This window comes from Amycolatopsis sp. NPDC001319 (genome assembly GCF_042896185.1).
In the GTDB taxonomy this organism is placed as follows: Bacteria; Actinomycetota; Actinomycetes; order Mycobacteriales; family Pseudonocardiaceae; genus Amycolatopsis.
This window is the reverse complement of the sequence record NZ_JBIAWY010000015.1, coordinates 96,117-121,461: the sequence shown is the minus strand read 5'-3', so window position 1 is coordinate 121,461 and position 25,345 is coordinate 96,117. Positions and strand designations below refer to the sequence as shown.

The window sequence follows — 25,345 nt, the reverse complement described above, 5'->3', positions numbered from 1 at the left end:
GGGAATCGGCTGCCCGGAAATCTCTGTGGCAGTGATGGTGCACCTCCGACTTGGCTTGAGCGGCCGGGAAAGCGGATCAGTTCGCCGTGCGAGCGCGGACGGGGGTCAGCTCGGCCGGCGGCACCGGGCCCGCCCCCGCGCCCAGGGTCGGGCAGGTAACGGCACCGGCCGCGCTGACGCCGACGGTCAGCTCGCCGACCCGCGTCACGGCCGCGGTCACCGAATCGCCGTCGTGGATGGCGCCGACACCGGCCGGCGTGCCGGTGCTGATGACGTCACCGGGGTGGAGCGTCATCACCGAGGAGACGTACTCGATGAGCGCGGGTACGTCCCAGATGAGGTCGCGGACGTCGGCGTCCTGGCGCAGAGTGCCGTTCACCGAGCAGGTCAGCCGGAGTGTCTCGAGTGGACCGACCTCGTCCGGCGTCACGAGCCAGGGCCCCATCGGCGTGAAGGTGTCGAACGACTTGCGGGTGGAGCGATCCTCCCCGCCGCGCATGGTGATGTCGAGCAGGCACGTGTAGCCGAACACGTGCGACAGCGCGTCGGCCGCGGACACCCCGCGGGCCGTGCGGCCGATCACCACGGCCAGCTCGCCCTCCTGGTCGAACCGGCGGTCGGTGTAGGGCAGGCGGACCACGTCGCCGGCACCGATCAGCGACGAGGGCGCCTTGAGGAACACACCGAGCGAGCCGACGTGCACGCTCTGGCTCATCTCGGCCTGGTGGTCCACGTAGTTCACCGGCGCGGCCACGATCTTGGTCGGATCCGGCACCGGCGGCAGCACGCGGACCTCGTCGAGCGGGACGCCGGGACCGTCGGCGAGCGGGACGTCACCCGCGAGAGCGCCGGACGCCGCGATGAGGCGCCGCATCGGGCTGAGCCCGGCCGGCCCGGCGGCGCGGTCCGGCGAGACCTCGCGCACCATGCCGTCGGCGAAGACGCCGACCCGGTCGAGGCCGTCGCGGCCGCGGTAACTGAGCAACTTCATTGCCGCTCCTCGGTGTCGTGCCGATCAGGACGAAAGGACGGCGGATTCCGCCGCGTACAACCAGTCCAGCTCGCTGTAGTCGTCCGGCCGCCGGGAGCGCATGTACCGGTCGCGCAGCCCCAGCGTGACGGGGTCGCCGGTGTGCCAGACCTGGCCCCACAGCCGCGCCCGCGTCTGGCACAGCCCCGCGCGGGGGACGCGGACGGCGTCGTAGGACTTCACGGCTTTCCCGATGTCGGTGCCGCTCCCGCGGACCGCTTCGCCCAGCGCCAGCGCGTCCTCGAGCGCCTGGCACGCGCCCTGGCCGAGGTACTGCAGCATCGGATGCGCCGCGTCGCCGAGGAGCACCGCCCGCCCGTGCACCCAAGTGGGCAGCGGGTCCCGGTCGTAGATCGGCCAGCAGCGGCCGGTCTCGATGCGCGAGACGTGCCGCTGTACCTCCTCGCACGCTTCGCTGAACCGGCCGAACAGCTCCTCGACCGGCCCCACCGGCTCGGCGCCGCGGCCGAAGCTGTCACTGCGGAACACCGCGACCTGGTTGTACAGCTCGCCGCGGCGCACCGGGTACTGGATGAGGTGCAGCCCGGGTCCCACCCACAGCACCACGTCGTCGTTGCTGACCTCGGTCCGCACCTCGCTCATGGGCAGCGCGCCGCGGTAGGCGACGAATCCGCTCGGCACCGGCTGGTCGACGGAGATCAGCTTGCGCACCACGGAGTGCAGCCCGTCGGCGCCGACGAGCAGCTCGGCGCGGTACGTGGCGCCGTCCTCGCAGCGCACGCCGGCACTGTCCTCGTCGGCCCACGCCTCGGCGACGACCCGGTTGTTCTCCAGTCGCACCAACGGTTCCGCCCGGCAGGCTTCGACCAGAATGGACAGCAGATCGCTGCGGTGCACCACCACGTAGGGGTAGCCGTAGCGCTCCCGGAAGGCACTGCCGAGATCCAGGGTGGTCAGCGGGTCGGCGGTGATGGCGTGCCGCATCACGCCGTGCCGCGGCAGCACCGCGACGTCGAGCAGCTCGGTGAGCAGGCCGAGCCGGTCGAGCATCCGGATCGCGTTCGGGCCGAACTGCAGGCCGGCGCCGATCTCGGTGAACTCGGCCGCGCGTTCGAGCAGGTGGACCTCGCGCCCGGCGCGGGCCACGGAAAGCGCCGCGGCCAGCCCGCCGATACCGCCACCGACGATCAACGTGGGCAGTGGTGCCGTCCCCATGCGCTCAGCACTCCCGTTCGCGGTAGAGGCCCAGTGCTTCCAGCACGGGTGCGTCACTGACGCTGAACACGTCCAGGTTCTCCTCGGCGGCAAGGCCGTAGGGAGCCCACGACGGCACCGCGAAGACGTCACCCGGGGCGAGCTCGAAGCGCTGGTCACCGATCAGCACCTCGCCGGTGCCGGCCAGCACCGCTCCCACCCGCGACCCGGCCTGCCGGGTCGTGCGGCTGCGGCTGCCGCCGCGCACGCGCCGCATCTCGCAGCGCATGGTGGGCATGACGTCGGCGCCGGTCTGCGGATTGGTGTAGCGGATCTGCGCCTCGCTCGCGCCGGTGGCGGCCAGCTGCGCCGCGAGCGCCCGGTCGGTGTCGGCGCGCCGGTACACCAGCAGCGGCGAGTGCGCCGCCTCGTGCCGGGCCTTGCCGAGCCCGCCGGGCACGAGGCCGGGACCGGCGCCCCAGAGCCGTTCGGCGGCCGACGCCGGATCGCTGCTCAGACCATCCCGGGCGTCGGCGCCCTCCTCGAAGAACACCGCGTCGAGCGCGGCGACGACCGGCAAGTCGAGCACGTCCAGCCACATCATCGGCTCGGCGCCGGGGTTGTGGTGCTCGTGGAAGGTCATGCTCGGGGTGAGCACGAGGTCGCCGGTCGCCATGCGCAACGGGTCGCCGTCGACAAGGGTCCAGGCACCCTCGCCGGCGAGGACGAACCGCAGCGCCGCCGGGGTGTGCCGGTGCGCGGGCGCCCGCTCCCCCGCGCCCAGGTACTGCATCCCGGCCCACATGGTCGAGGTCGCGTACGGCGCGCCGCCGAGACCGGGATTCGCGCAGGCCAGCACGCGGCGGTCGCCGCCCCGGTCGATGCCGACCAGCTCACCGCTGCGAGCCGCGAGCCCGCGCAGCGCTTCGGCCTGCCACCGGTACGGCACGGTCCGGGGCACCGGCTCCGGCGTCAGCAGGCCGGAGAGCTTCCACAACGGCTGGAGATCGGCTGCCGCCACGTCGCCGTACAGCTCGTCCAGCCGGCTGTCCTGATCCGTGAAGCGAGATGTCGCCATGGGGGTTTCCCTCCGCATGCCACTCAAGCCGAATTAGTACGTGTACGTACTATGAAACGGCACGCTAGACGCTGATTTGTTGACAGTCAAGGGCTTCTCGGCGCAACGACGACGTCGATCAAGCCGAGATAGTACGGACACGACCGACCTCGGTCGGCTACAGTGAACCGGTCAAGAAGGGGACTTCCGTGCGAGACACCACCATCGGCAGCAGCCCACCTCCCCAGGCACCGGGGCCGGTCACCCTCGTGCTGCCACCCGACACGACGGCGGGGCACCTCATCCGCCGCGCCCAGCAGGCGCACACGGCGCTGTGGTCGGCCGAGGTCGGCACCGAAGTCACCGGCCCGCAGTACGCGATCCTGAGTGCGCTGAGCCGCCGGTCGGGGGTCGACCAGGTCACCGCGGGGCGCGCGGCGTCACTGGACAAGTCGACAACGGCCGACATCGTCGACCGGCTGGGGCGCAAGGACTGGATCCGGCGCGACCGCGACACCGGCGACGGCCGCCGGTACCTGCTGTCGCTGACGCCCTCGGCCAAGGCGATGCTGCCCGACCTCACCGCCCGGGTGGAGACCGTGCAGGACCGGCTGCTGCACCCGCTGGGCCCCAATCTGCGGCGCAGCTTCGGCAGGCTGCTGGGCCTAGTGGCCTACCAGGGGCCGGTGCCGGCCACCGGCAAGGACGAGGACAAGGAAGTCGAGGTGCTGCGGCTCAGCTCGACACCCGGCCACCTCATCCGGCGCGCCGAGCAGGTGCACGGCGCGCTGTGGAGCCGGCACGTCGGCGCCCGGCTCACCCCGTCGCAGTACGCGCTGCTGTGCAGCCTCGTCTGGCGCCCGGCCATCGACCAGACGGCCGCCGGCGAAATGGCCTCACTCGACAAGTCCAGCGCGGCCGACATCGTGGCCCGCCTGCGCCGTCGCGGCTGGCTGCTCGACACCCGCGACGAGACCGACCGGCGGCGCAAGCTCCTGGCGCTCACCGACCTCGCGCGCACCACGCTCGCCGAGGTGACACCCGCGGTGCAAACCGTCCAGCGCGACCTGGTGGCCCCGCTGTCCCCCGCCGAACAGGACAAGCTCATCAGCCTGCTGCGGCGTGTCGCCTACCAGTGACCGTCCGGTGAGGCCTGGAGGGCTCGTGCCCGACACTCCAGTGTGGACACCGCACCCGCGGGCGGCCGAGCGAAGTCGGCCAACCCACGGATCGGGCGCGCTAGCTCGTGGAGCTCCCCGCCGCCGGTGCGTCGGCATCCTTTGCGGAGGCGCGGGTCCGCCGATCCTCGAGCTCGTGCAACCAGGCCGCGAGATGTTCACCGAAGGCGTGCGGGTTGTCCTCGGGCGTCCAGTGGAAGCCGGGAAACTCCGAGCGCGAGAGGTTGCGGTACTGGGCGATCGCGTCGCGGCGGCGGCCGCCCACCCAGTCGATGCCGCCGGGCACGCCGGCCAGGTGCAGCTTCGGAGTGTCGCTTGTGGACAGCCACGTCGCCTGCGCCTCCAACGCGTCGCGCGTCGCGGTGCGGTCGTCGCCGAACGGTACTTCGCGCGGCCAGTCGATGGTCGGCCGCCGGGACTCGCCTGGTGAGCGGTACGGCCGGACGATGGTGTCGAGCTCGGCCGGTGCGAGCATCCGAACCATGCTGTGCTGGGCGGCGTTGAGGAAGAAGTTGTCCTCCAGCACGGCCTGCTCGCCCGCCGGCGAACGCAGAAACTCGAACTGCCCACGCATCCGCTCCGGCCAATCGGACCATTCGAACGGCGGGAGCAGGGCCTCGGCGAAAGCGATCCCGGCGACCCGGTCTTCGTGCTGCATCGCCCAGTCGAAGGCGACGTTGGAGCCCCAGTCGTGGCCGACGAGGACGACGTCGTCCCCGACGGCCAGCTGATCCATGAGCGCGCTGAAATGCTTCGCGTGCGTGGCGAAGCCGTAGCTTCCCGCGGTGGCATCCGGCAGCTTCTCCGAGTCGCCGGCGCCGATCAGGTCCACCGCGATCACGCGGCCGAACCCCTCCACGTACGGCATGACGTTGCGCCACAAGAAGGACGACATGACATCGCCGTGGACGAACACGATCGTCCGGTCGCCCGCGCCTTCGTCGACGTAGCTCATCCGGCTGCCCAGCACCGTGACCGACTTCTTCTGGTACGGCGATGTGGGCGAGACCGCCGGCCCCGCTCCGGACGCCGGGGCGAGCATGACGTTCTGAAGAAGCGCCGCGGCCGGAGTCAGCGCGGGTCCGCCGGCGTTGACCTGTTCGAAGTAGTCGTACCAGCCGGACTCCGCGATACCGGCCTGCAATTCGCGCAGGAGTTCGGCGTCGGGGAGCCGGTACACCGAGAAGAAGTCGAAGTCGGCGCGGTGATCAGTGGCGGGGTCGTTGGGACCGTACCCGAGAATCTCCAGGCCGCGCTCCTGCAGGCTCCCCAGCGCGGTGGGCAGGCCATGGCGAAGCGCCGGCGTTCGGCCGCGCTCAGCTCCAGCCAGGCCGGCTTGTACTTGTACAGCTCGATGAACAGTTGTTGCACGGTGATCTCCTTTTTGGGGCAAGGTCGAGCCGCCGGCGACCGGACGCGGTCGTCGGCGAGGGACTTCGGGCACTCAGGCCAGGGTGAAGCGCTGCCGGTACTCTCCGGGCGTGGTTCCGAGCCGTTCCCGGAACACCCGGTGCAGGGTTTCGATCGAGCCGAACCCGCTCGCGCTCGCCACCGCGGCCGGAGGCAAACTGGTTCGCTCGAGCAGCCGCCGGGCGTGTTCGACGCGGAGGGCCTCGACGTATTCGGCCGGTGTCGTGCCCAGATCCGCGCGGAAGATCCGGGAGAGGTGGCGGGGGCTGACCGACATCCGCTCGGCGAGCACCCCGACCGACAGCTCGTCCTCGAGATGATCGGCGATCCACCGGCGCAGGTCGCCCAGGCTCCGGCGCACCGTGGTGGGGTAGGCCAGAGGCACGCTGAACTGGCTCTGCCCGCCAGGTCGCTGCACGTACATCACCATGTGCTGGGCGACCTGGAGCGTCAGCTCGTCACCGTGGTCCTCCGCGACCAGTGCGAGCGCGAGGTCCATCGACGAGGTGATTCCCGCCCCGGTCCAGATCTTGCCGGAACGGACGAAGATCGGGTCGGCCACCACCTCGACCGACGGGTTCTCGGCGGCGAGCAAACCCGCCGTGGCCCAGTGCGTGGTCGCCTTGTGCCCGTCCAGCAACCCGGCCGCGGCGGCGACGTGTGCACCCGCGCACGGGGCGGCGATCCGCCTCGCGTCTTTCCCCTTGCGCCGCAGCCAATCCACGAGGTCCGGGTCCACATAGGGCCGCGGCCCGCGTTCGGTGATGTCCATCCGGCCGGTGATCAGCAGGGTGTCGGGGCATTCCTTGATGTCGGCCAGTGCGGTGTCCGCGTGCAGCGCCACGCCGGAGAACGTGGGGATGCGTCCGGTACGGGTGCCGCCAAACCGGACGTCGTACCGCGCGCGGTCGTCCGGCAGCAGAACGTTGGCCATCGCGAACACCTCCGCGGGCCCCGTCGCCTCGAGCGCGTCGACGCCCGGGAACAGGGTGACCAGCACCACGTGCGGCGGAACGTTCTGCATGACTCCACCATGCGCCGCGGCCCTGCGGTCCGCAATGACACGTCATTGCAAGAAAGGGACACGCGACGCCGCGACGGTCGGCGTGCCGACTGCGGCCCCAGCCGGCGCACGGTGCGTCTGTGACCGTGCGCCGGCCGGGTCCACCACCGCGAGCCCGGGCCCCTCGACATCCCGGCCTCGCTCCCAGTAGCCGGAACCATCGGATCCGGCTGCGGCTCGTGTTGTGCGCGACGACCGCCGGTTTCACACCGGCCGGTTGGTTGGTCTGCGCGGAGCGGGTTCTGCGGCGGGGCCGGCGTCGTGGGCCGGCCGACGTTCCTTCCGGGCGGTCGCGGGGTCGGTGGACTCTCGGGAGCGCTCAGGTACGCAGAATCCCATCAGACGCCTCCAAAGTGAACGCGGGATGAACGAAGGGCCGTCGCCTTTTTCGCCGGACAACGGGTCCGCGGCACGGAAATGCGGCACGAATCCGTGCTGTCGCGAGGGCGCGACGCCGGATCGCCACGGTCACCGAAACCGGTATTTTCGCCTTGAGGTGACCGTGCGAGGCCGTTCGGTGGCTATTCGGCGACGATCACGTAGATGCCATAGCCGATGATCAGTGCGCTCGCGGAAAAGCACAGCGCCGCGGCGATGTAGCGGAGGCCGCGTGACGCGTCGGCGCCGCGCCCGGGACCGGTTCGAGCGACGGGCGCGAGCGCCGCGATACCGAGGGTCACCAGGACGATGACGGCGACCGCGGCGCCGAAGGAGACCAGGAACACCAGTCCCAGCAGGTTCCATTGGATGTGCACCGGTGCCTCCTGTCAGGGGTTGCTCGGGGCCGGCCGGGGTTCGGCGACGGGGTTGTTGACGTTGTCGGCACTGATCGGCCGGCGACGGGACAGCGCGTAGATACCCGCGGCGATGGCCACGCCGCCCACCGCCACGAGGACCGTGCCGAGCGTCCCCGTGGAGGCGACCCAGCCCGCGACCGCGCCCAGGACGGCCGCGGCGGGCATGGTGAACAGCCAGGCGAGAGCCATCTGGCCGGCCAGGCTCCAGCGCACCGTGGCCAGCTTCTTGCCGACCCCCGCACCGAATATCGCGCCCGAGCACACTTGCGTCGTCGACAACGGAATGCCCAGTTTGGAGGACACCAGGATCACCGCGGCGCTGGTCGTCTCGGCGGCAAAGCCTTGTGGCGTCTCGATATCGGTGATCCGTTTGCCGAGGGTCCGGATGATCCGCCAGCCGCCGAGGTACGTGCCGACCGCGATCGCCAGCCCGGCCGAGACGATGACCCACGCCGGTGGGCCCGAGCCGGCCGGCAGCGTGCCGGCGGTGATCAGGGTCAGGGTGATGATGCCCATGGTCTTCTGCGCGTCGTTGGTGCCGTGCGCCAGGGAAACCAGGGACGCCGAGACGATCTGGCCGGCCTTGAACCCGCGGCCGACCGCTCGGTCGTCACGGCGCTTGCTGAGCAGGTAGGCGAAGTAAGTGCCGGTCATCGCGACCACACCGGCGATGAGCGGCGCCAGGAACGCGGGAATCAGCACCTTGCCGAGCACGGTGGAGAAGTTCACCGCGCTCGTGCCGGCGGCCACCCAGGTCGCGCCGATCAGCCCACCGAACAGGGCGTGCGAGGAACTGGAGGGCAGCGCCAGCAGCCAGGTGAACAGGTTCCACAAGATCGCTCCGACGAGCCCGGCGAAGATCACCGTCGGACTGATGGCCGTTTCGTCGACCAGCCCGCCGGAGATCGTCTTGGCGACTTCGACCGACAGAAACGCCCCCACCAGATTGAGGGCCGCCGACACCGCTACCGCGACCCGCGGGCCCAGCGCCCCGGTCGCGATCGACGTCGCCATGGCATTGGCCGTGTCGTGAAAACCAGAATGACGATCAAGACGATCGTGGCCATCACAAAACACTGCGACCGGTACACCAACACGAGTTGAACAGCGTATTTCTTCGGCCTTAACAGGAACGGCGCTTTCTTGATCTTTTTGATCGCACTTCGGGCGCGGCAACGTCCGGCGACGAAACCGCCCCCTCGGCGTGGCTCATGCTTCGGCGCGGTGCCGCTCGGCGAGCTGCTTCAGGTTGAGCAACTGCCGTCGAGCCATGATCAGGTCGCCGACGCACACGCCGCGCGCCGCCCAGCGGTTGGTCTGCATGACCAGTTTGAACAGCAGGCGCGTCGTGTCGTGATCCCGGGGGATGAGGACGTAGGACATGAAGGCGCCCATGATGGTCCCGGTCAGCTGGTTGCCCCGGTCGACCGAGACGATCCGGCCCAGCCTGCGCCCGCCGGCGGTCGTGAACTTTTCACCGACGTGCGGCTAGGGAAGGTCCAGCAGCTCGCGAGGTGAGCGGCGGCCCAGGTTGTCGATCCAGTCGTAGGAGTAGGGCGCGAGCCGCACCTGCCCGACCCAGGGCCACACCGCTTCGGACGGCGCCTGCACACCCACGCCCCGCCACGCTTCGAGCGCGGGTGAGGCGACGAAGTCGTCGCACGGGTAGGAGCGCGTGATTTCGCTGTCGCTGACACCCCAGCGGTCACCGATCATGCATCGATCGTCACCCACCCCGGCCCGGTCTTCAAGACGCGGGTCCGTTCGCCGACGGTGAACCACGGAATCGCGCACCCGCCACCACGCGTTTGCACGATATGAACAACGACAAGGCGGAGCCGGACGCACTCGACGCCTACTCGGCCATCGTCACCTCCGTCGCCGCGCAGCTCACGCCCCGCGTCGCGGCGTTGACCGTCCGCTCCCGCAACGGGGAGTCCGCCGGGTCGGCCGTCGTCCTGACCGCCGAATCCCACCTGATCACCAACTCGCACGTCATTTCCGGCGGCGACCACGGCACCGCGGAATTCGCCGACGGCACCGTCGCGCGCTTCGACGTCGTCGGCAGCGATCCCCTTTCCGACATCGCCGTGATCCGCGCCGACCGGGAACTGCCCGCCCCGCCCGAATTCGGCGACGCCGACACCCTTCTCGTCGGCTCCCTCGTCGTCGCCGTCGGCAACCCGCTCGGCCTGGCCGGCACCGTCACCGCCGGTGTGGTCAGCGCGCTCGGCCGCAGCATCCCGGCCCGCACCCGCACCGCCGCACGGCTGATCGAGAACGTCATCCAGACCGACGCCGCGCTCAACCCCGGCAACTCCGGCGGCGCGTTGGCCGACAGCCACGCCCGGATCATCGGCATCAGCACCGCCGTCGCCGGCTTCGGCCTCGGGCTCGCCGTCCCCATCAACGCCACCACCCACCGCATCGTCCACGCACTGATGCACGACGGCCGAGTCCGCCGTGCCTACCTCGGCCTGGTCACCACACCGGCACCCCTGACACCAGTCCAAGCCGAACGATTCGGGCAACGCACCGCGCTGCGCATCGTCGAGGTGGTGGGCGACAGCCCCGCCGCCCGCAGCGGACTGAAGCCGGCCGACCTGGTCCTCGCCGTCGACGGCACCCAGCTCCCCGACGCCCAGTCACTCCAGAAACGCCTGTTCTCCGAAGCCATCGGCCGCCAGATGGAAGTCACCGTCCTGCGCAACAGCGCCCTCGTCGACGTGATCGCCGTCCCCGCCGAACTCACCGACTGAGCCCGACGCTCACCCGAGCCGAATCGGCCCCGAGAGCACGTCAGACCCCTGCTTCGCGAGGTGCCGCCGGCGGATCACAACAATGCGTCCAGAGTGATCGGCAGTGACCGCACGCGCACGCCGGTCGCGTGGTGCACCGCGTTGGCGACCGCCGCGGCCACGCCCACCAGGCCGACCTCGCCGACTCCCTTGGTCCCGATCGGGTTCATGCGGTCGGGCTCGCCGACGAAGGTGACGTCGATGTCGGGGATGTCCGCGTGCACGGGGACCAGGTAGTCGCCGAAGGTCGCGTTCGTGATGCGGCCGGTGGCCGGGTCGGTGACCGTGTCCTCGAACAGGGCCATGCCGATCCCGCCGATGACGCCGCCGATGATCTGGCTGGTGGACGTCTTCTCGTTGAGGATGCGGCCACCGTCGATCACGGACACCACGCGCGTCACCCGGACCAGGCCGAGGTCCTCGTCGACCCGGACCTCGACGAAGTGCGCGCCGAACGCCCCCGCGGGCGCCATCCCCAGGCGGTGGGGATCCGCAGGGGTGCTGCTCCCTTCGGCGGACAGGTCCGGCAGTCCGTGGCGGGCCAGGATGGCGGTGTAGGTCTCGCTGCGCTCCGGGTCATCGCGCCGTCGGATCCGTCCGCCGGTGGCGATCACGTCGGCGGGATCGCTGCCGCGCAACGGTGATCCGGGGTCGTCCCGCACGAGGTCGAGCACGGCGCCGATCAGCCGCGCACACGCGTCGTGGACGGCCGAGCCGAGCGCGCCGGTGAGCCCGGACCCGCCCGCCTGCGGTGCCTTCGGCAGGTCCGAGTCGCCGAGGTCGAAGTGCACCTGCTCCAGTGGCAAGCCGAGCAGCTCCGCCGACAGCTGGGTCATCACCGTGTAGGTCCCGGTGCCGATGTCGATCGCCGCGCTGCTGACGGTGGCCCGCCCGTCGGCCGCTACCGTCGCCCGCGCCGAGCACGGTGCCTGGTACCACGGGTAGCTCACGCCCGCCATGCCCTGGCCGACGAGCCAGTGCCCGTCGCGAAGACTGCGCGGCTCGGCCGGGCGCCGGGACCACCCGAACCGCTCGGCACCCACGGTGTAGCACTCCCGCAGCGCCTTGCCCGACCACGGCAGGCCCAGCCCGGGATGGGTGTCGGCGTAGTTGCGCAGCCGCAGGTCCAGCGGATCCATCCGCAGTGCCAGCGCCAGTTCGTCCATCGCCGATTCGAGCGCGAAGCTTCCCTGTGCCTCGGCCGGTGCCCGCATCGAGACCGGGGCCGGGATGTTCACCCGCACCTGCTGGTCCCACGTGCGGATGTTCGGGCAGCTGTAGGCCACGGCGGAGCCCGCCGCGAAGGGCTCGTAGTCGTCGTCCTCGACGGCCAGCAGCGAACGGCTCCGGTGTTCCAGCGCCAGCAGCCGGCCGTCGGCGCTCGCACCGAGCCGCACCCGCTGCACACCCTTGGGCCGGTGACCGACCGAGGTGAACATCTGCGGCCGCGTCAGCACGAGCTTCACCGGCCGGCCCAGTTCCCGCGCTGCCATCGCCGCGAGGATCACGTGCGGCCACGCCCGCAGACCGGCACCGAATCCTCCGCCGACGAACGGGCTGAGCACCCGCACCGACTCCTCGGGCAGGCCGAACACCACGGCGAGCGTCTCCTGCACCATCGACGGCCATTGCGTCGAGTCGTGCACCGTGAGCCGATCACCCTCCCACTCGGCGAGGGTCGCGAACAGGCCCAGTGGGTTGTTGGTGTTGTCCGACGTGGAGTACTCGGCCTCGACTGTCACGTGCGCCGCGGCCAGACCCGCCGCGAGGTCCCCGCGCTCCTGATCCAGGCCCCACGGGTTGTCGACGGTGGCCGCACGAGGATCGTCGGCGTCGAGGACCGGTTCGGCAGCCGCGTACTCGACGCGCACCAGCGCCGCGGCCGCGTCGGCCTGTTCGCGGGTCTGCGCGACGACGAGCGCGACGTGCTGCCCGTGGTGCAGCACGCGGTCGTCCTGCATCGGAGCGGGCGGCGACGAGCCCAGCGCGGTCATCGGTCCCCGCACCAGCGGGGGCACGTTCAGGTGGCTGAACACCCGGACCACCCCGGGCGCCGATTCGGCGGCGGCCGAGTCGATCGCGGTGATCCGCCCGGCCGCGACGGTGCTCCGCACGAGGGCGGCGTGCGCCTGGCCGGGAGCGCTGAAGTCCGACGAGTAGCGCGCCTGGCCGCTGACCTTCCGGGGCCCGTCGACCCGGTTCAGCCCGGCGCCGATCAACGGCAGTGCCTGGAAGGTGGTCATCGGGAGATCTCCGATACGGTCTGGAGCTGCCGGACCAGTGCCCGTTGGGCCAGCTCGACCTTGAACTCGGTGCCCGGCACAGTCCACGCTCCCGTGAGCGCGGCCGCCGCGGCCGCGCGGTAGCTCGTCACGGTCGCCGGTGCCCCCCTGAGCACCTCCTCGGCCGCCGGGGCCCGCCAGGGTTTCGACCCGACCCCGCCGAGACCGATCCGCGCCGTGCGGACCACCCCGTCGTCGATCTCGAGCGCCGCCGCCACCGAGACCAGAGCGAACTCGTACGACACCCGGTCTCGGACCTTGAGATAGCCCGAGCGCGTGGTCTCCGGCAGCAGCGGGATCTCGACCTCCGTGATCAGCTCACCGTGTGCCAGCACGGTTTCGACGTCCGGCGTCGTGCCCGGCTCGAGGTAGAACTCCGTGAGCGGCACGGTCCGCTTCCCCCCGGCGCCCTCGATGTGCACCAGCGCGTCCAGCGCCACGAGGGCCACGGCGAGGTCGGACGCGTGCAGCGCGATGCACCGCTCGCCGACGCCGAGGATGGCGTGCATCCGGGCCGGTCCGGTCACGGCGGCGCAGCCGGACCCCGGCGCACGCTTGTTGCAGGTCGCGACGGCCGGGTCGCGGAAGTACCGGCAACGCGTGCGCTGCAGGAGGTTGCCGCCGATCGTGGCCATGTTCCGCAACTGCACGGAGGCCCCCAGCAGGAGCGCCTCTCGCACCACGGGCAGCCGGTGCGTGACAAGCGGATCCGCGGCCAGCTCCTCCATCGTGGTCAGCGCGCCGACGTGCAGCGAGCTCCCGGCGCCGAGGACGCCGCGCAGTGGCAACCGGGTGATGTCGACCAGCCGCTCGGGTGCGAGGACACCGTCCTTCATCAGGTCGACCTGGGTGGTGCCGCCGGCGAGGTAAGCGGCGCCGATGCCCTCCGACGCCGCCAGCGCGTCGGCCACCTCGGACGTCCGGACGTACTCAAACGAGCGCATCGGTACCTCCCGCGTCCGCCACTTCACGAATCGCGGCCACGATGTTCGGGTACGCCGCGCAGCGGCAGAGGTTCCCGCTCATGAACTCGCGGATGTCCTCGTCGGTTCTCGCGCGGCCCTCGGCCAGCAGCGCCACGGCCGACATGATCTGGCCGGGTGTGCAGTACCCGCACTGAAATGCGTCGTGCCGGACGAACGCCTCCTGCATCGGGTGCGGGCGTCCGTCGCGGGTGAGCCCCTCGATGGTGGTCACCTCACGGCCTTCGCACGACGCGAGCAGCGTCAAGCACGAAAGGAACCGGTGCTTGTCGACGAGAACTGTGCACGCGCCGCACGCGCCCTGGTCGCAGCCCTTCTTGGTGCCGGTGAGGTCCAGCCGGTCGCGCAGGGCGTCGAGCAACGTGACGCGCGAGTCCGCGACCACCACCCGCGGTTCTCCGTTCACGACGAATGCCGTGGTGATCTCGGTGGCGTCCGGGGCGAGGGTCCGCGACGCCGTGCGTAGCCTGGGCGTGGAGGTCATCCCCTCAGCGTGGTCCCCCGCCGCCGTCTCCGGACCCGGGAGTCACCCCGGTCGGCCCGCGGACGGGCCCGGGGTGAGCCGGCCTCGGCAGGCTGCGCAGCTGCTTGCGCGACGTGACGCCGAGCTTGCCGAACACCTTGCCCAGGTGCCATTCCACCGTGCGCGGGCTGAGGAACAGCCGCGTTCCGATCTCGGCGTTGGACAGGCCTTCCCGGACCAGCCACGCAATCTGGACCTCCTGCGCGGTGAGCTCCGAATTTCCTTCGGCGGCACGCCGGCGCGGCACTTCCCCGCCCGGACGCAGCTCCCGCTCCGCCCGGCGCGCGAACGCGGTCATCCCCATCTCCGTGAACAAGTCGTGCGCGGTCCGAAGCTGCTCGCGCGCCGCCCGCCGTCGCCGGTTGCGGCGCAGCCACTCGCCGTACAGCAGGTGGGCTCTCGCCAGTTCGCCGCGCACGCGTGTCCGGCCGAGCCGTTCGACGGACTCCACGTAGTTGTCCTCGGCGACCGACCCCTCGGTGACCAGCGCCCGGCAGCGGGCCTCGATGCCGAGCGCCCATTCCGTGCCGCTGACCCTGGTGTGCGCGGAAAGCCGCCGCAACGCCTGCGCGGCCTCGTCAGGTTGCCCGTTCCGGGCCGTCGCTTCGACGCGTTCGGCCATCATCCAGAGCCCCGCACCGACCAGCAGCTGTTCCTGCTCCACGAGGTCGGTCGCGGCCACCGCGTCGGCGTAGCGGCCCAGGCTGTTGCCCAGCAGCGCCTCCGCCCACGCGTAGATCTGCGCCCCGGAGCCCTCACCGCGAGCCAGCACCTCGCCGCGGGTGGCGGCGACCATCGCCGAAGTCTCTTCCTCGCGGCCCTGCCAGGCGGCGAGCATGACCGCTCCGTAGGGCGCGAGGCCGACGCCGATCGTTTCGGCCAGGACATCGATTTCGCCGACCAGCGCGGCCGCCTCGGCCAGCTCGCCCAGGACCACGTGCACTGCCACCCGCGAGGTCACGGCGAGTGGCAGTGTGGTGAGCGCCCCGGCCGCGCGGGCCTGCTCGACGTGCCGGGTCGCGAGCCGTTCCCAGCTCCGGTAGTCCCACAGGTCGGGTGCGGTGGTGCCGGCGAGCCAGAGCCAGCGCAGCTCGTCCACGCCGCCGCCGGTCTCGTCGCAGAACGCACACAAGGCCCGTTTCAGCAGGTGGCTGCCGGCGGCGAGCTGACCGGTGTCGCGCGCGGCCAGGCCGTCGAGGAGCAGGTCCGCGGGGGTGGGCGGGCCCGGCGGGACGGGGGCGCGCCGGGCCGCTTCCGCCACCTCGACCACGTCGCCGCCGACCGCGAGGTGGAGCGCGAACCGCGCCGCCGACAGGGCCTGCAAATAGGTGTCCCTGGCCAGGCGCGTGTCGAACGGCTCCAGCTGCTGAGCGGTTTTGAGCAGCAGCATGGGCGCCTCCGCACCCCGGCTGACCGCGAACGCCACCTCGGCCCGGAGCAAGTTGGCCTTTGCGTGGCGCAGGTCGTCGAAGCGGCCCGCCTGAGCCACCGACAACAGGCCGAGCGCCATTTCGGGCGCGCCCGCGTCGAACGCCGCCCGCGCGGCGGCGAGCGCTCGCTCCGCCCGGCTCACCGGATCGCGGGTCAGCTCCACCGCACGAGCCAGGAACGCCGCCGCGGCGGGAAGACCGCCTCGGGCCTGCGCGCGGGTCGCCGACCGGGCCAGTTCGGCCGCGACCTCCTCGTCCGGCCCGGCGACGGCCCGGGCCCGGTGCCACGCCCTGCGGTCCGGATCGGACTCGGGGTTCGTGCACTCCGCCAGCGCCCGGTGCGCATGCTGCCGTTGCTGCTCCGTGGCGCCGTCGTACACCGCCGAGCGCACGAGCGGGTGCCGGAATCCCACCCGTGCGCCGAATTCGACGAGGCCCGCCGACACGGCGGGGGCTGCCGCGTCGACCCCCACGCCCAGCAGCTCGGCGGCACTCCACACGAGCACCGCGTCGCCGAGCGGGTCGGCCGCCGCGACCAGCAGCAGCCGGCGGGACGCTTCCGGTAGCCGGGTGACTCGTTCCTGGAAACTCGCCTCGATCCGGCCGGGTGAATCCCGGGCAGCCGGCAGGCCGAAGCCACCGGCGAGTTCCGAGGGCGGCATGCTCCGCGGCAACTCCAGCAGCGCCAGCGGATTTCCCCCGGCGTCCGCGACGATCTGCTCCGCCACGCGCTCGTCCACCGGGCCCGGCAGCGCCGTCCGCAACAGGGCCCGGGCGTCCCCGGCAGGCAGTCCCCGGACCGGTAGCTCGCTGACGCCGATCAACACGGCCGCGGGCACCTGCTCTCGCGTGGCGAAGACCAAGCCCACGGATTCGGCGAACAGCCTGCGCGCCGCGATCGCCAACGCCTGAGTCGAAGCGTGATCGAGCCACTGCAGGTCGTCGACCAGGCACACCAGCGGACGCTCGGCCCCGGCGTCGGCCAGCAGGCCCAGCACGGCCAGCCCGACGAGCAGCCGGTCCGGCGCCGGACCCGCGGTCAGGCCGAAGGCGGTGCTCAGCGCCTGGCGCTGCGGGGCCGGCAGCCGGCCCAGCCGGTCCAGCAGGGGTACACACAGCTGGTGCAGGCCGGCGAAGGGCAGCTCCCGCTCGGCCTCGACGCCGGCCGTGCGCACCACCCGGCACCCCGCGGCGTGCGCGGCGACATAACGCAGCAGCGAGGTCTTTCCGGCACCGGGTTCGCCGACCAGCAGCAGCGCGCGACCCTGCCCCGCCCGCACGGCTCCGACGAGCGTGTCGAGCGTTGCGCACTCTCGGTGCCGGCCCAGCAGCACCTGATCGCCTCCGTCCACCAGCTCCAGGCCACGGCTGCCCGACGTCGCCGGGGCGCTGCCGCGGACGACCAGTTTATGGCGCTTCGGGCGTCGTGGGACGTTCCGCGACCCATTCCCGTACCGCGTGGTGATCGTCCGTTGTGGACGCAGAAGGTCCGCCTGATCCCGGCTGTCCTCGTGAACGGCGCGCTCGCCACGGCGCTCCACATCACACGTTTTCGCAGGTCAAGGCCGCTGGAACCAGCCGGCAGCGTTGCGCCTGCCCCAGCGCGGGCGGATGCTGGCCGGCATGACCGAAATGGACGAGAACGAGTGGAAAGCCTTCATCGGAAAGGGAACCCGCACGGGCAAGGTGGCCACCGTCCGGGCGGACGGTGGCCCGCACATCGCACCCGTGTGGTTCCTCCTCGACGGCGACGACCTCGTGTTCACCACGGAGAACGTGACCGTGAAAGCCCACGACCTGATCCGCGACGGCCGGGCCGCGGTCTGCATCGACGATCAGGTGGCTCCCTACTCCCACGCTGTCCTCTGGGGACACGCGGACATCTCCGAAGACCCCCGACAGTTGCGCACCTGGGCAACGAGCATCGCGGCCCGCTACATGGGCGAGGACCGCGCCCGCGAGTTCGGCGAACGCAACAGCGTGCCCGGCATGCTGCTCGTGCGGATGCGCATCGAGCACGTCAGCGCCTACGCGGCCATCGCCTGACTCGAGCGTGACCGCCGCCGGACTACCGGCCGACCCGCCGAAACATGGATCCATGCGCGCAATCGCTTGAGACACTCCCGCCCCGTCGGCCGAGAAGCCGTTGCAGTGGAAGGAAGTCGCCGCTCCCTAGCCAGCTGCGCACACGGGTCGGAGCCAGCGTCGGCCGCGCGAACCTGCACTTGGTCGAAGGCGACTGGCGAGCGGCCGAGGGACACGGACCGATCCTCGTCGACTGACCTCGGGCGCCGTCGGTCCGCGACGGTTCAGTTCGCCGCGAGCGTCACGGCGAATTCCGGCGGTGTGCGCAGCGACTGGAACACGACGCAGTAGCGCTCGGTGAGCTTCTTCAGCGTCGCGAGCTGGTCGGGGTCGGCGTCGGTGTCGAGGTCGAACGACAGGCGGATCGCGCGGAAGCCGACGGGGGCGTCCTTGGCGACGGCGAGGGTGCCGCGGAAGTCGAGGTCGCCTTCGGCGCGGACGCGGCCGCCGCGGACGTCGAGGCCCAGGGACGTCGCCACCGCGCGCAGCGTGACCCCGGCGCAGGCGACGAGCGCTTCGAGCAGCATGTCGCCGGAGCAGGCGAGGGTGCCGTCGCCGCCGGTCGCGGGGTGCAGTCCGGCCTCGACGATCGCGCGGCCGGTCTCGACCTTGCAGGAGATGCCGAGGCCGTCGAGCTGGGCGTCGGCGTGCAGCGTGACGAGCGCGCTCTCCGGTTCGTCGCGGTACTTGTCCTTCAACGGGGCCTGGGTCGCGCGCAGCTCTTCGGTGTCCATGCGCTCGATTGTGCCCATCTTTCCCGGAAATCAAAAAGGTGAGGACCCGCGAGGGAGGTGGTTGCGCCCGCAGCCACGGAGGACTGGACCAGCCGACGACCAGCGAAAGCACGGCCCGGGGGCGGCCTCGTCGTACGGAGGCGGCCGCCGGCCGGCGCGGAGATCGGTGGTCATGAATGTTCGTTATGGGGTGCTGTGGCGGCAGGCGCCGCCGCCTGCGGAGCGCGCGGCCGAGTGGGTGACCCGATGCACCCACCGCGCCGGGAAAAACGCAGGTCAGCTCCTTCTCGATGAGCGAAGGCGGCTCGTGGCGGTCGCCCACGCCGGCCGGGCCGACTGGGCACCGCGGCCAGGTCGGGCGGGTTCCGAGCGTTCGATCATCCGCCGCATTTTCGCTACGATTCGCCGGCACCGAGAATGTTCGATCGACAGCTTGGAGTGACCATGCCGCGCCCGTACGCCAGTGGAGTCGTCGCCGCGCCCGTCGAGAAGGTCTGGGCCCAGGTCCGTGCCTTCGGAGACTTGTCCGCCTTCCTGCCCGCGATCGGGCACAGCGAGATCGTCGAGGGCGTCGACGCGCAGGCCGGGGCCGTCCGGCGGCTCACCCTCGCCACGGGCGGCGACCCCTTCGACGAACGGCTGGTCTCCCTGGACGACCCCGGTCGCACCCTCACCTACGCGTTCGTCGGCGCGAACCCGTTCGGCGTGCGCCGCTACGTCTCGACGGTCCGCGTCTGCCCGGTCAGCGACACCGGCGAGTCCTTCGTCGAGTGGTGGGCCGAGTACGACGCCGACGCGGGCCAGGAGGAAGAGCTCAACCGCACCTTCGCCGAGGACGTGTACGGCAGCGGCATCGCCGGGCTGCGGAAGGTGCTCGGGTAGGGACCGGCTCGGGTAGGGAGAACGCCGTGGTCGAGGTGATCACGGCGTGCGGGTCGGCGGCGCGGTCACCGTTTTCCTGAAGGACGTTCGTCCGTGCGGAAGGGAACCCACTCGGCGCTCGTCTCCTTCCTGAACGCGGCCACGGCCGCGCCGACGGTGGGATAGAAATGAGCCGGGTCGAGGCTGCGGGTGAGCTCGTAGCGGTCGATCTTGCGCCGCACCGGGTCCTTCAGCTCGGCCAGCACCAGGTGGGTGTCGCGCGCGTTGAGCTCGTCGTCGAGTTCCCGCAGCATGTCGGCGGCGGTGGTGTCCACATCGGTCACCGGCTCGGCGGCCACGACGATCCAGCGCGGAGCCGGCGTGGCCGCCGCCAGGCGGCGGACCTCGTCGCGGAAAGTTCTGGCGTTGGCGAACATCAGTGGCGCGTCGAAGCGGAAGAGCACCAGTCCCGGCAGGCGCAGCGCCCGCGGGTAGGACCGGACGTCGTGGAAGCCGGGCAGGTCGGGGACTTTCCCGAGGATCGTGTGGTAGGGCAGCCACGACCGCCGGAACACGTTCAGGATCGACAGGACCACCGCGATGGCGATCCCGGGCAGCACTCCGAGCAGCGCGACTCCGGCCAGGGCGGCGATCGACAGCAGGAACTCGGTCTTGCGCTGTTTCCACAGCCGCACTGTGCCGCGCACGTCGGCCAGTGACACTGCGGCGGTGATCACGATCGCCGCCAGCACGGGCTGGGGCAGGTTCCGGAACAAGCCGGGCACCAGCACGATCATCACCGTGATCAGCACGGCGCCGACGACCCCGGTCAGCTGGGTCCGGGCCCCCGCCTGCTGCGCCACCGCGGTCCGCGAACCACTGGTGCTGACCGGAAAACCCTGGAACAGCCCGGCCGCCAGGTTCGCCACGCCGATTCCGGTCATCTCCCGGTTGCCCTGGACCTCTTGCCCGGTGCGGGCGGCGAAGGCCGAGGCCGTGGAGATCGTGTCCGCCAGCGACACCACCGCGATACCCACCGCTCCGGCGAACAGCGGTGCGAGATCGGCCAAGCCCACATGCGGCAGCGTCAGCGGAGGGAAGCCGGCCGGCAGGACACCGACCAGCTGCACCCCGCGGGCGCCCAGATCGAACAGCGGAACCGCGGCGATCGCGAGCACCACGACGACCAGAACCGCGGGCACCTTGCGCACCCAGCGTTGCAGCACCAGGATCGCCGCGACACCGCAGAGCCCGACCGCGGCGGCCGCGCCGACCACCTCGCCGCCGGCGATTCCCCGCGCCACGGCGCCGATCTCGGCGAGGAGCCCTTCCGCGTCGACGCTGAACCCGCACAGTTTGGGCAGCTGACCCACCACGATGGTCAAGGCCAGCCCGTTGAGGTACCCGATCATCGTGGGCTTCGAGATCAGGTCGGCGATGAACCCGAGCTTCGCGACTGCGGCGACGAGCATGATCACCGCGACCATGATCGCCAGCATCGACGCGAGCGCGACGGCGCGGGCCGGGTCCCCGTTCGCCGCGACGAGGGGCAGAACGGTCGCGGCGATCATCGGTCCCAGCGAGGAATCCGGCCCCAGCACGAGAATCCGCGAGGGTCCGAAGACCGCGTAGGCCAGCAGGCACAGGATCGACGTGTACAGCCCGGTGATCGCCGGCAGCCCCGCGAGTTCGGCGTAGGCCATGCCCTGTGGAACCAGCAGGGTCGTGAGGACGACGCCCGCCACGAGGTCCTTCGCCAGCCAGCGCCGCTGGTAGGTACGTACTTGCTGCAGGCCGGGGATCCACTGGGCCATGGCGCCGATCCCTTCTGCCGGCGGGCGGTTCGACGCGATGCTAATCGGGCCGCGGCCGCCGGTCCTCGCCTCCGAAGGACGAACCAATCCACAGCACCGCTCTATGACGCTCGACCCGGCGCGGCAGAACTCGGTCTGGCGGGCGAGGGCGCGCGGGTGACGGGGCGTGCGCGAAGAGGTGCATCGCGAGCGCCTTGCGAGCCCGGAACCGGTCCCGCGGGCGGCGGGTGAGCGCAGCTCGGGTCCGGCCGAGGTGCTGACCTGCCGGCGGCATCCGGCGGGCACACGCGCCGGCCGGGCGAACCCCTGCTCACGGGCGTGCGCGCGGACTTGACCCATCGCCGCGGCGGGGATGTACTGGTAGTGGCGATGGATCCCGCCTGGGCCCCACGGCCCGAACCGCCGGACGCAACGGCTGATGGCTTCCTGGACGATGCAGTGCTGCAGCGGACCGGGAGGACGTCGTGACGACAACCAGCCACTCTCTGCGATTGTCCATCTTCCTCGGCGAAGGCGACATCTGGCGGCACCGGCCGCTGGATGCCGAGATCGTGGCCCGCGCGCGCCGGGCGGGCCTGGCCGGGGCGAGCGTGTTCCGCGGGATCGCCGGCTACGGCGCGACCTTGCGCATCCACACGCCACACCGGGTGCCGCTCGGCGCGGACCTGCCGTTGCTGATCGTCATCGTCGACTCCCCCGCGAAGATCCGGGAGTTCCTCACGCAGCTGGACGACCTCGAGCTCACCGCGCCCGTGGTGATCGACGAGCTCGAGTCCCTTCACTTCACCGAATCGGCTCCGGCCCGGTCACGCTGGTCGTGGGCGACCTAGGAGCCGGTGGCGGCCATCCCACTCGAGAGGAGTGCATGACGATGCAGCTCACGGGAACCGCGCTACGCATGACGATCCTCATCGGCGAAGACGACGTCTGGCAGCACACACCGCTGCACCGCGAGATCCTCGACCGCGCACGCAAGGCCGGCCTCGCCGGCGCGACGGTCGTGCGGGGCTGCGAGGGGTACGGCCTGCACCGCATGATCCACACGACGCGGATGCTGAGCATGGCCGACCACATGCCCATCCTCGTCCTGATCATCGACCGGCCGGACAAGATCCGGGCATTCCTGCCCCAGCTGCAGGAGGTGATCAGCAACGGCACGGTCATCCTCGACAACGTCGACGTGATGACCATGGGGTGGTCCACGCTCGGCCCGGCGGCCGGATCTCGCACGGAAAACTGACCCGCTTCACCGGCGAGCTCACGACCGCAGCGCACCGCGAGCCCCCACGGCCGTGCGCTGCACCGCGGGGGTGGCCTGCCCCAGTCCTCCCACACGGGCCGGCCACCCCCGCCCCCCGTCGTCGCGAGGTGACTCAGAACCGGTGCTCGGCCACCGTGCCGAGGCCGGCCGGTCCTGTGGTCAGTTGCGGCCGGCCATGACGCCACCGTCGACGTCGACGATCGCGCCGGTCATCCAGCTCGCCTTGTCCGAGAGCAGAAACGACACCATGTTCGCGACGTCTTCCGGCGTGCCGACGCGTCCCAGCGGATGCATCGTGGAGAAGTTCGTCTCCGGGTCGTCGCGCTGGTCTTCGGGAACCAGAAGGAAATACGGCGGCGTCTTCACCGACGCCGGCGCGACCGCGTTGACCCGGATGGCGTGCGGCGCCAACTCGATCGCCAGGGCCTTCGTCAGCGAGTGCAAGCCGCCCTTCTGCAACGAGTGGCCGGTGTGCGGCTTCGCCGCCACGCCCTGATGCGCCCACATCGAGCCGATGTTCACGATCGCGCCACCCTCGCCCCTGGCGATCATCCCCGCGACGACCGTCTGAGTGATGAAGAACATCGCCCGGTTCAACTCGGCGAACGAGTCGTAGAACGCCTCGTCGTACTCCGTGAACGCCTTCGGCACGAAAATGCCCGCCGCGTTCACCAGCAGGCTCGCATCGGCGTGCTCGGCCGCGAGCTGCTCCCGGACCGCCGGAACCTGGCTGCGATCAGTCAGCTCGGCCACGATGCCCCACGCCTTGCCCTGCTGCGACAGCGTTTCCACCGCCGTCCCGAGCTTCTCGGCGTTTCGGCCCGTGATCACCGCACTGCCACCACCGGCGAGCACCTGTTGCGCCGTCGCCAGCCCCATACCACTGCTGCCGCCGACGATGACGACCTTGCGTCCCTCGAAAATCCCACCCATGGACCGTTCCTTCCCGAATCGGCAACAATCACGCATCCGCAACAAATGGGAAGAGAACCAGCCACCGCCCGATGAGCCCCCTACACCCATCGGACACCTCCCACCGCAGCAAGATCAAGTCAACTCCCCCGCGCGACGCGAGCGCACCCGTGGCGATCCCGGGCCGACCACACCCGTAGGTCCCGGCCCGCCGGTACCGGTCGCCCCAGCCCTGGGGACGCGAGGCACACCCGCACCGCCGGATCACGGTCCGATCTGCGCAGCGAGTGGCCCACCCACCACCCACCGAGTGGACCAGATGGTCCGCCCTGGTGCATGATGGTCGCGCCGGTGAACGAAGTCGACTCAGTCGATCCCCGCGTCTTGCTTCCGCGGATGGGCAGCATCCCGGCACCTCCGCACCGCCGTCCAGCAGGTGCGCCGCCGTCCGGAACAAGCGAAAGGCACGCCCCGATGCGAAACGCGGCACCAGCGCTCGACGAGGGTCGCCCGACGAGGACGCCGCAGGTGGCGTTCGTCTCCGCGGTGATCTCCCTCGTGGCCGTGTTCGCCGCGGTGGGCTCGACGATCCCCCTGTTCAACATCTACCGGGCCGAAGACGGGTTCACCAACGCCGGCATCTCGGTAACCGTCGTCGCCTACTCCGTCGCCACCCTGACCACGCTCCTGGTACTGGGGAGGCTGTCCAACCACCTCGGCCGGCGGCCCATCTCGATCGCCAGCCTCGCGCTGCTCATCCTGGGCTGCGTGGTGCTGTTGAACGTCCACGACATCGTCGTCCTGGTCGCCGGCCGGCTCCTGATGGGTCTCGGGGCCGGCCTGGCCAGCAGCAGTCTCACCTCCTACATCGTCGACGCCGCCCCGAAGAGGCCGGCCTGGCTGGCTTCGGTGGCCTCCAGCCAGACAGTCATGCTCGGGCTCGCCCTCGGCGCCATCGCCTCGGGTGCCCTCGTCCAGTTCGGACCTTGGCCGCGCGACCTCGGATACCTGATCGTCATCGGCCTGCTTCTCTTGTCGGTCGCACTCATCGCCGTCAGCCCGGAGACCGCCACCCCGACGCCGGGAGCCTGGCGATCGCTGCGCCCGAGGGTCCTCGTGCCGGCACAGGTCCGTGGGCTGCTCCCCGTCGCGGCAGCGGTGCTTCTGGCCACGTGGGCGGCCGGCGCCTTCTACCAAGCGTTCGTGCCCGCGCTGGTGGAAGATCAGCTCCACACCCGCAGCCCCCTCGTCCTCGGGCTGGTGTTCGCCGCCTACATGGGTCCGAGCGTCCTCGGCGCTCCCCTCGGCGGCAGGTTCACCCCGGCCGGCGCCCAACGCGTTGGCATGATCGGCTTTCTGGCGGGAATGGCCGGCGTCATCACGGCGATCGTCACCGGCACCCTCGTGCTGTTCATCGCCGCGACCATCGTCGCGGGAGCGAGCCAAGGCATCGCGATCAGCGCCGCGACCCGCGGCCTGCTGTCCGGCAGCACCCTCGCCGACCGCGCACCGACGTTCAGCGTGATCTACCTGCTCTCCTACAGCGGTTCGACGATCCCCGCCCTCATCGCCGGCCAGCTCTCCGGCACCTTTTCCCTGCAGCAGATCGCCTTCGGCTACGGCGGGCTCGCTCTGGTCGCGACCGTGTTCACCGTTCTCGCCGCACGCAACCCGCACACCGGCCCGAAAGGCCCGTCCGGGCAGTGATCGACAGCGATCGATCACCCACTGCCGAGCCGGCTCCACCACGACCCCAGGAGAAGTTGAGTCGCAGACTTTGGTCTGTATAGTCCATAATCGGTGCGTCCGCGACGACGAGGTTCGGGACTCTGCAGCACCAGGAGCCCGGGCTCGGGCTCGACGACGGCTACTCACACCGGAGGTCGATTCACTGTGTCACGACTGAACACTCCCGCCCCCGACGAGGTCCCTGAAGGTGCTCAGCGGATCCTGGACAACGTCGGCACGCAGC

At 71.1% G+C, this 25,345-nt stretch carries 23 protein-coding genes; 7 read left to right on the top strand and 16 right to left on the bottom strand.

Features of this window, described 5'->3' with window-relative positions; genetic code table 11:
• Positions 1-76: 76 nt before the first annotated feature.
• The 3 genes from ACFY1H_RS41105 to ACFY1H_RS41095 are packed head-to-tail and all read right to left on the bottom strand — an operon-like array spanning position 77 to position 3,263.
• Positions 77-991, bottom strand: a complete 915-nt coding sequence (locus tag ACFY1H_RS41105; RefSeq protein WP_386955634.1) for a fumarylacetoacetate hydrolase family protein — start codon at positions 989-991, stop codon at positions 77-79.
• A gap of 24 nt (positions 992-1,015) precedes the next feature.
• The gene (locus ACFY1H_RS41100; RefSeq protein WP_386955633.1) at positions 1,016-2,206 is read right to left on the bottom strand and encodes an FAD-dependent monooxygenase; all 1,191 of its coding nucleotides are present in this window, start codon (positions 2,204-2,206) and stop codon (positions 1,016-1,018) included.
• 4 nt (positions 2,207-2,210) lie between these two features.
• Positions 2,211-3,263: a cupin domain-containing protein gene (locus tag ACFY1H_RS41095; protein ID WP_366581835.1), complete on the bottom strand. Its 1,053-nt coding sequence runs from the start codon at positions 3,261-3,263 to the stop codon at positions 2,211-2,213.
• A 188-nt stretch (positions 3,264-3,451) separates the two neighbouring features.
• Here ACFY1H_RS41095 and ACFY1H_RS41090 point away from each other — a divergent pair, with 188 nt between their 5' ends.
• Positions 3,452-4,381 carry a MarR family winged helix-turn-helix transcriptional regulator gene (locus tag ACFY1H_RS41090; protein ID WP_386955632.1) on the top strand — a complete coding sequence of 310 codons (930 nt, stop codon included), beginning with the start codon at positions 3,452-3,454 and terminating at the stop codon, positions 4,379-4,381.
• Positions 4,382-4,481: 100 nt separating this feature from the next.
• Here the strand turns inward: ACFY1H_RS41090 and ACFY1H_RS41085 are convergent, their stop codons facing one another.
• From ACFY1H_RS41085 to ACFY1H_RS41060, 6 genes are all read right to left on the bottom strand, one after another.
• Positions 4,482-5,864, bottom strand: a complete 1,383-nt coding sequence (locus ACFY1H_RS41085; RefSeq protein WP_386955631.1) for a haloalkane dehalogenase — start codon at positions 5,862-5,864, stop codon at positions 4,482-4,484.
• On the bottom strand, positions 5,865-6,854 hold the full coding sequence (locus tag ACFY1H_RS41080) for a GlxA family transcriptional regulator (protein WP_386955630.1): 990 nt from the start codon (positions 6,852-6,854) through the stop codon (positions 5,865-5,867).
• A 560-nt stretch (positions 6,855-7,414) separates the two neighbouring features.
• Positions 7,415-7,648 carry a hypothetical protein gene (locus tag ACFY1H_RS41075; RefSeq protein WP_386955629.1) on the bottom strand — a complete coding sequence of 78 codons (234 nt, stop codon included), beginning with the start codon at positions 7,646-7,648 and terminating at the stop codon, positions 7,415-7,417.
• A 12-nt stretch (positions 7,649-7,660) separates the two neighbouring features.
• The gene (locus ACFY1H_RS41070; RefSeq protein WP_386955716.1) at positions 7,661-8,767 is read right to left on the bottom strand and encodes an anion permease; all 1,107 of its coding nucleotides are present in this window, start codon (positions 8,765-8,767) and stop codon (positions 7,661-7,663) included.
• Positions 8,768-8,899: 132 nt separating this feature from the next.
• Positions 8,900-9,073 carry a hypothetical protein gene (locus ACFY1H_RS41065; RefSeq protein ID WP_386955628.1) on the bottom strand — a complete coding sequence of 58 codons (174 nt, stop codon included), beginning with the start codon at positions 9,071-9,073 and terminating at the stop codon, positions 8,900-8,902.
• 105 nt (positions 9,074-9,178) lie between these two features.
• Positions 9,179-9,406 carry a hypothetical protein gene (locus ACFY1H_RS41060; RefSeq protein WP_386955627.1) on the bottom strand — a complete coding sequence of 76 codons (228 nt, stop codon included), beginning with the start codon at positions 9,404-9,406 and terminating at the stop codon, positions 9,179-9,181.
• A gap of 101 nt (positions 9,407-9,507) precedes the next feature.
• Between ACFY1H_RS41060 and ACFY1H_RS41055 the strand changes: the two genes are divergently transcribed.
• Positions 9,508-10,449, top strand: coding sequence for a trypsin-like peptidase domain-containing protein (locus ACFY1H_RS41055; protein WP_366581829.1), 942 nt, complete (start codon positions 9,508-9,510; stop codon positions 10,447-10,449).
• Between the two features lie 74 nt (positions 10,450-10,523).
• Here the strand turns inward: ACFY1H_RS41055 and ACFY1H_RS41050 are convergent, their stop codons facing one another.
• From ACFY1H_RS41050 to ACFY1H_RS41035, 4 genes are read right to left on the bottom strand one after another with little or no spacing between them, the layout of a single operon-like run.
• The gene (locus ACFY1H_RS41050; RefSeq protein ID WP_366581828.1) at positions 10,524-12,731 is read right to left on the bottom strand and encodes a xanthine dehydrogenase family protein molybdopterin-binding subunit; all 2,208 of its coding nucleotides are present in this window, start codon (positions 12,729-12,731) and stop codon (positions 10,524-10,526) included.
• Complete coding sequence (locus ACFY1H_RS41045; protein ID WP_366581827.1) at positions 12,728-13,714, bottom strand: xanthine dehydrogenase family protein subunit M; 987 nt, start codon at positions 13,712-13,714, stop codon at positions 12,728-12,730. Before ACFY1H_RS41045 ends, ACFY1H_RS41050 begins: the two co-directional genes overlap by 4 nt.
• Positions 13,701-14,237 carry a (2Fe-2S)-binding protein gene (locus ACFY1H_RS41040; RefSeq protein ID WP_386955624.1) on the bottom strand — a complete coding sequence of 179 codons (537 nt, stop codon included), beginning with the start codon at positions 14,235-14,237 and terminating at the stop codon, positions 13,701-13,703. The genes ACFY1H_RS41045 and ACFY1H_RS41040 overlap by 14 nt, the downstream gene beginning before the upstream one ends.
• A gap of 4 nt (positions 14,238-14,241) precedes the next feature.
• Entirely contained in the window at positions 14,242-17,058 is a 2,817-nt protein-coding gene (locus tag ACFY1H_RS41035) for an ATP-binding protein (protein ID WP_386955622.1), read from the bottom strand.
• A gap of 271 nt (positions 17,059-17,329) precedes the next feature.
• Between ACFY1H_RS41035 and ACFY1H_RS41030 the strand changes: the two genes are divergently transcribed.
• Complete coding sequence (locus ACFY1H_RS41030) at positions 17,330-17,752, top strand: PPOX class F420-dependent oxidoreductase (protein WP_366581824.1); 423 nt, start codon at positions 17,330-17,332, stop codon at positions 17,750-17,752.
• Positions 17,753-18,015: 263 nt separating this feature from the next.
• Here the strand turns inward: ACFY1H_RS41030 and ACFY1H_RS41025 are convergent, their stop codons facing one another.
• A complete protein-coding gene (locus ACFY1H_RS41025) occupies positions 18,016-18,525 on the bottom strand; it encodes an OsmC family protein (protein WP_366581823.1) in 510 nt (169 codons plus the stop codon).
• Between the two features lie 444 nt (positions 18,526-18,969).
• On the opposite strand from ACFY1H_RS41025, the gene ACFY1H_RS41020 reads away from it, so the two are divergent.
• Positions 18,970-19,407 carry an SRPBCC family protein gene (locus ACFY1H_RS41020; protein ID WP_366581822.1) on the top strand — a complete coding sequence of 146 codons (438 nt, stop codon included), beginning with the start codon at positions 18,970-18,972 and terminating at the stop codon, positions 19,405-19,407.
• A 65-nt stretch (positions 19,408-19,472) separates the two neighbouring features.
• On the opposite strand, the gene ACFY1H_RS41015 is transcribed toward ACFY1H_RS41020, so the two are convergent.
• A complete protein-coding gene (locus ACFY1H_RS41015; RefSeq protein ID WP_366581821.1) occupies positions 19,473-21,200 on the bottom strand; it encodes a sulfate permease in 1,728 nt (575 codons plus the stop codon).
• A gap of 464 nt (positions 21,201-21,664) precedes the next feature.
• Between ACFY1H_RS41015 and ACFY1H_RS41010 the strand changes: the two genes are divergently transcribed.
• Complete coding sequence (locus ACFY1H_RS41010) at positions 21,665-22,030, top strand: DUF190 domain-containing protein (protein ID WP_366581820.1); 366 nt, start codon at positions 21,665-21,667, stop codon at positions 22,028-22,030.
• A gap of 35 nt (positions 22,031-22,065) precedes the next feature.
• Positions 22,066-22,440 (top strand): DUF190 domain-containing protein, encoded by a 375-nt coding sequence (locus tag ACFY1H_RS41005; RefSeq protein WP_366581819.1) that lies wholly within the window; start codon positions 22,066-22,068, stop codon positions 22,438-22,440.
• 180 nt (positions 22,441-22,620) lie between these two features.
• Here the strand turns inward: ACFY1H_RS41005 and ACFY1H_RS41000 are convergent, their stop codons facing one another.
• Positions 22,621-23,484, bottom strand: coding sequence for an SDR family NAD(P)-dependent oxidoreductase (locus ACFY1H_RS41000; protein ID WP_386955619.1), 864 nt, complete (start codon positions 23,482-23,484; stop codon positions 22,621-22,623).
• A gap of 417 nt (positions 23,485-23,901) precedes the next feature.
• Here ACFY1H_RS41000 and ACFY1H_RS40995 point away from each other — a divergent pair, with 417 nt between their 5' ends.
• Positions 23,902-25,080, top strand: a complete 1,179-nt coding sequence (locus tag ACFY1H_RS40995) for an MFS transporter (RefSeq protein WP_366581817.1) — start codon at positions 23,902-23,904, stop codon at positions 25,078-25,080.
• The last annotated feature ends 265 nt before the right edge of the window (positions 25,081-25,345 follow it).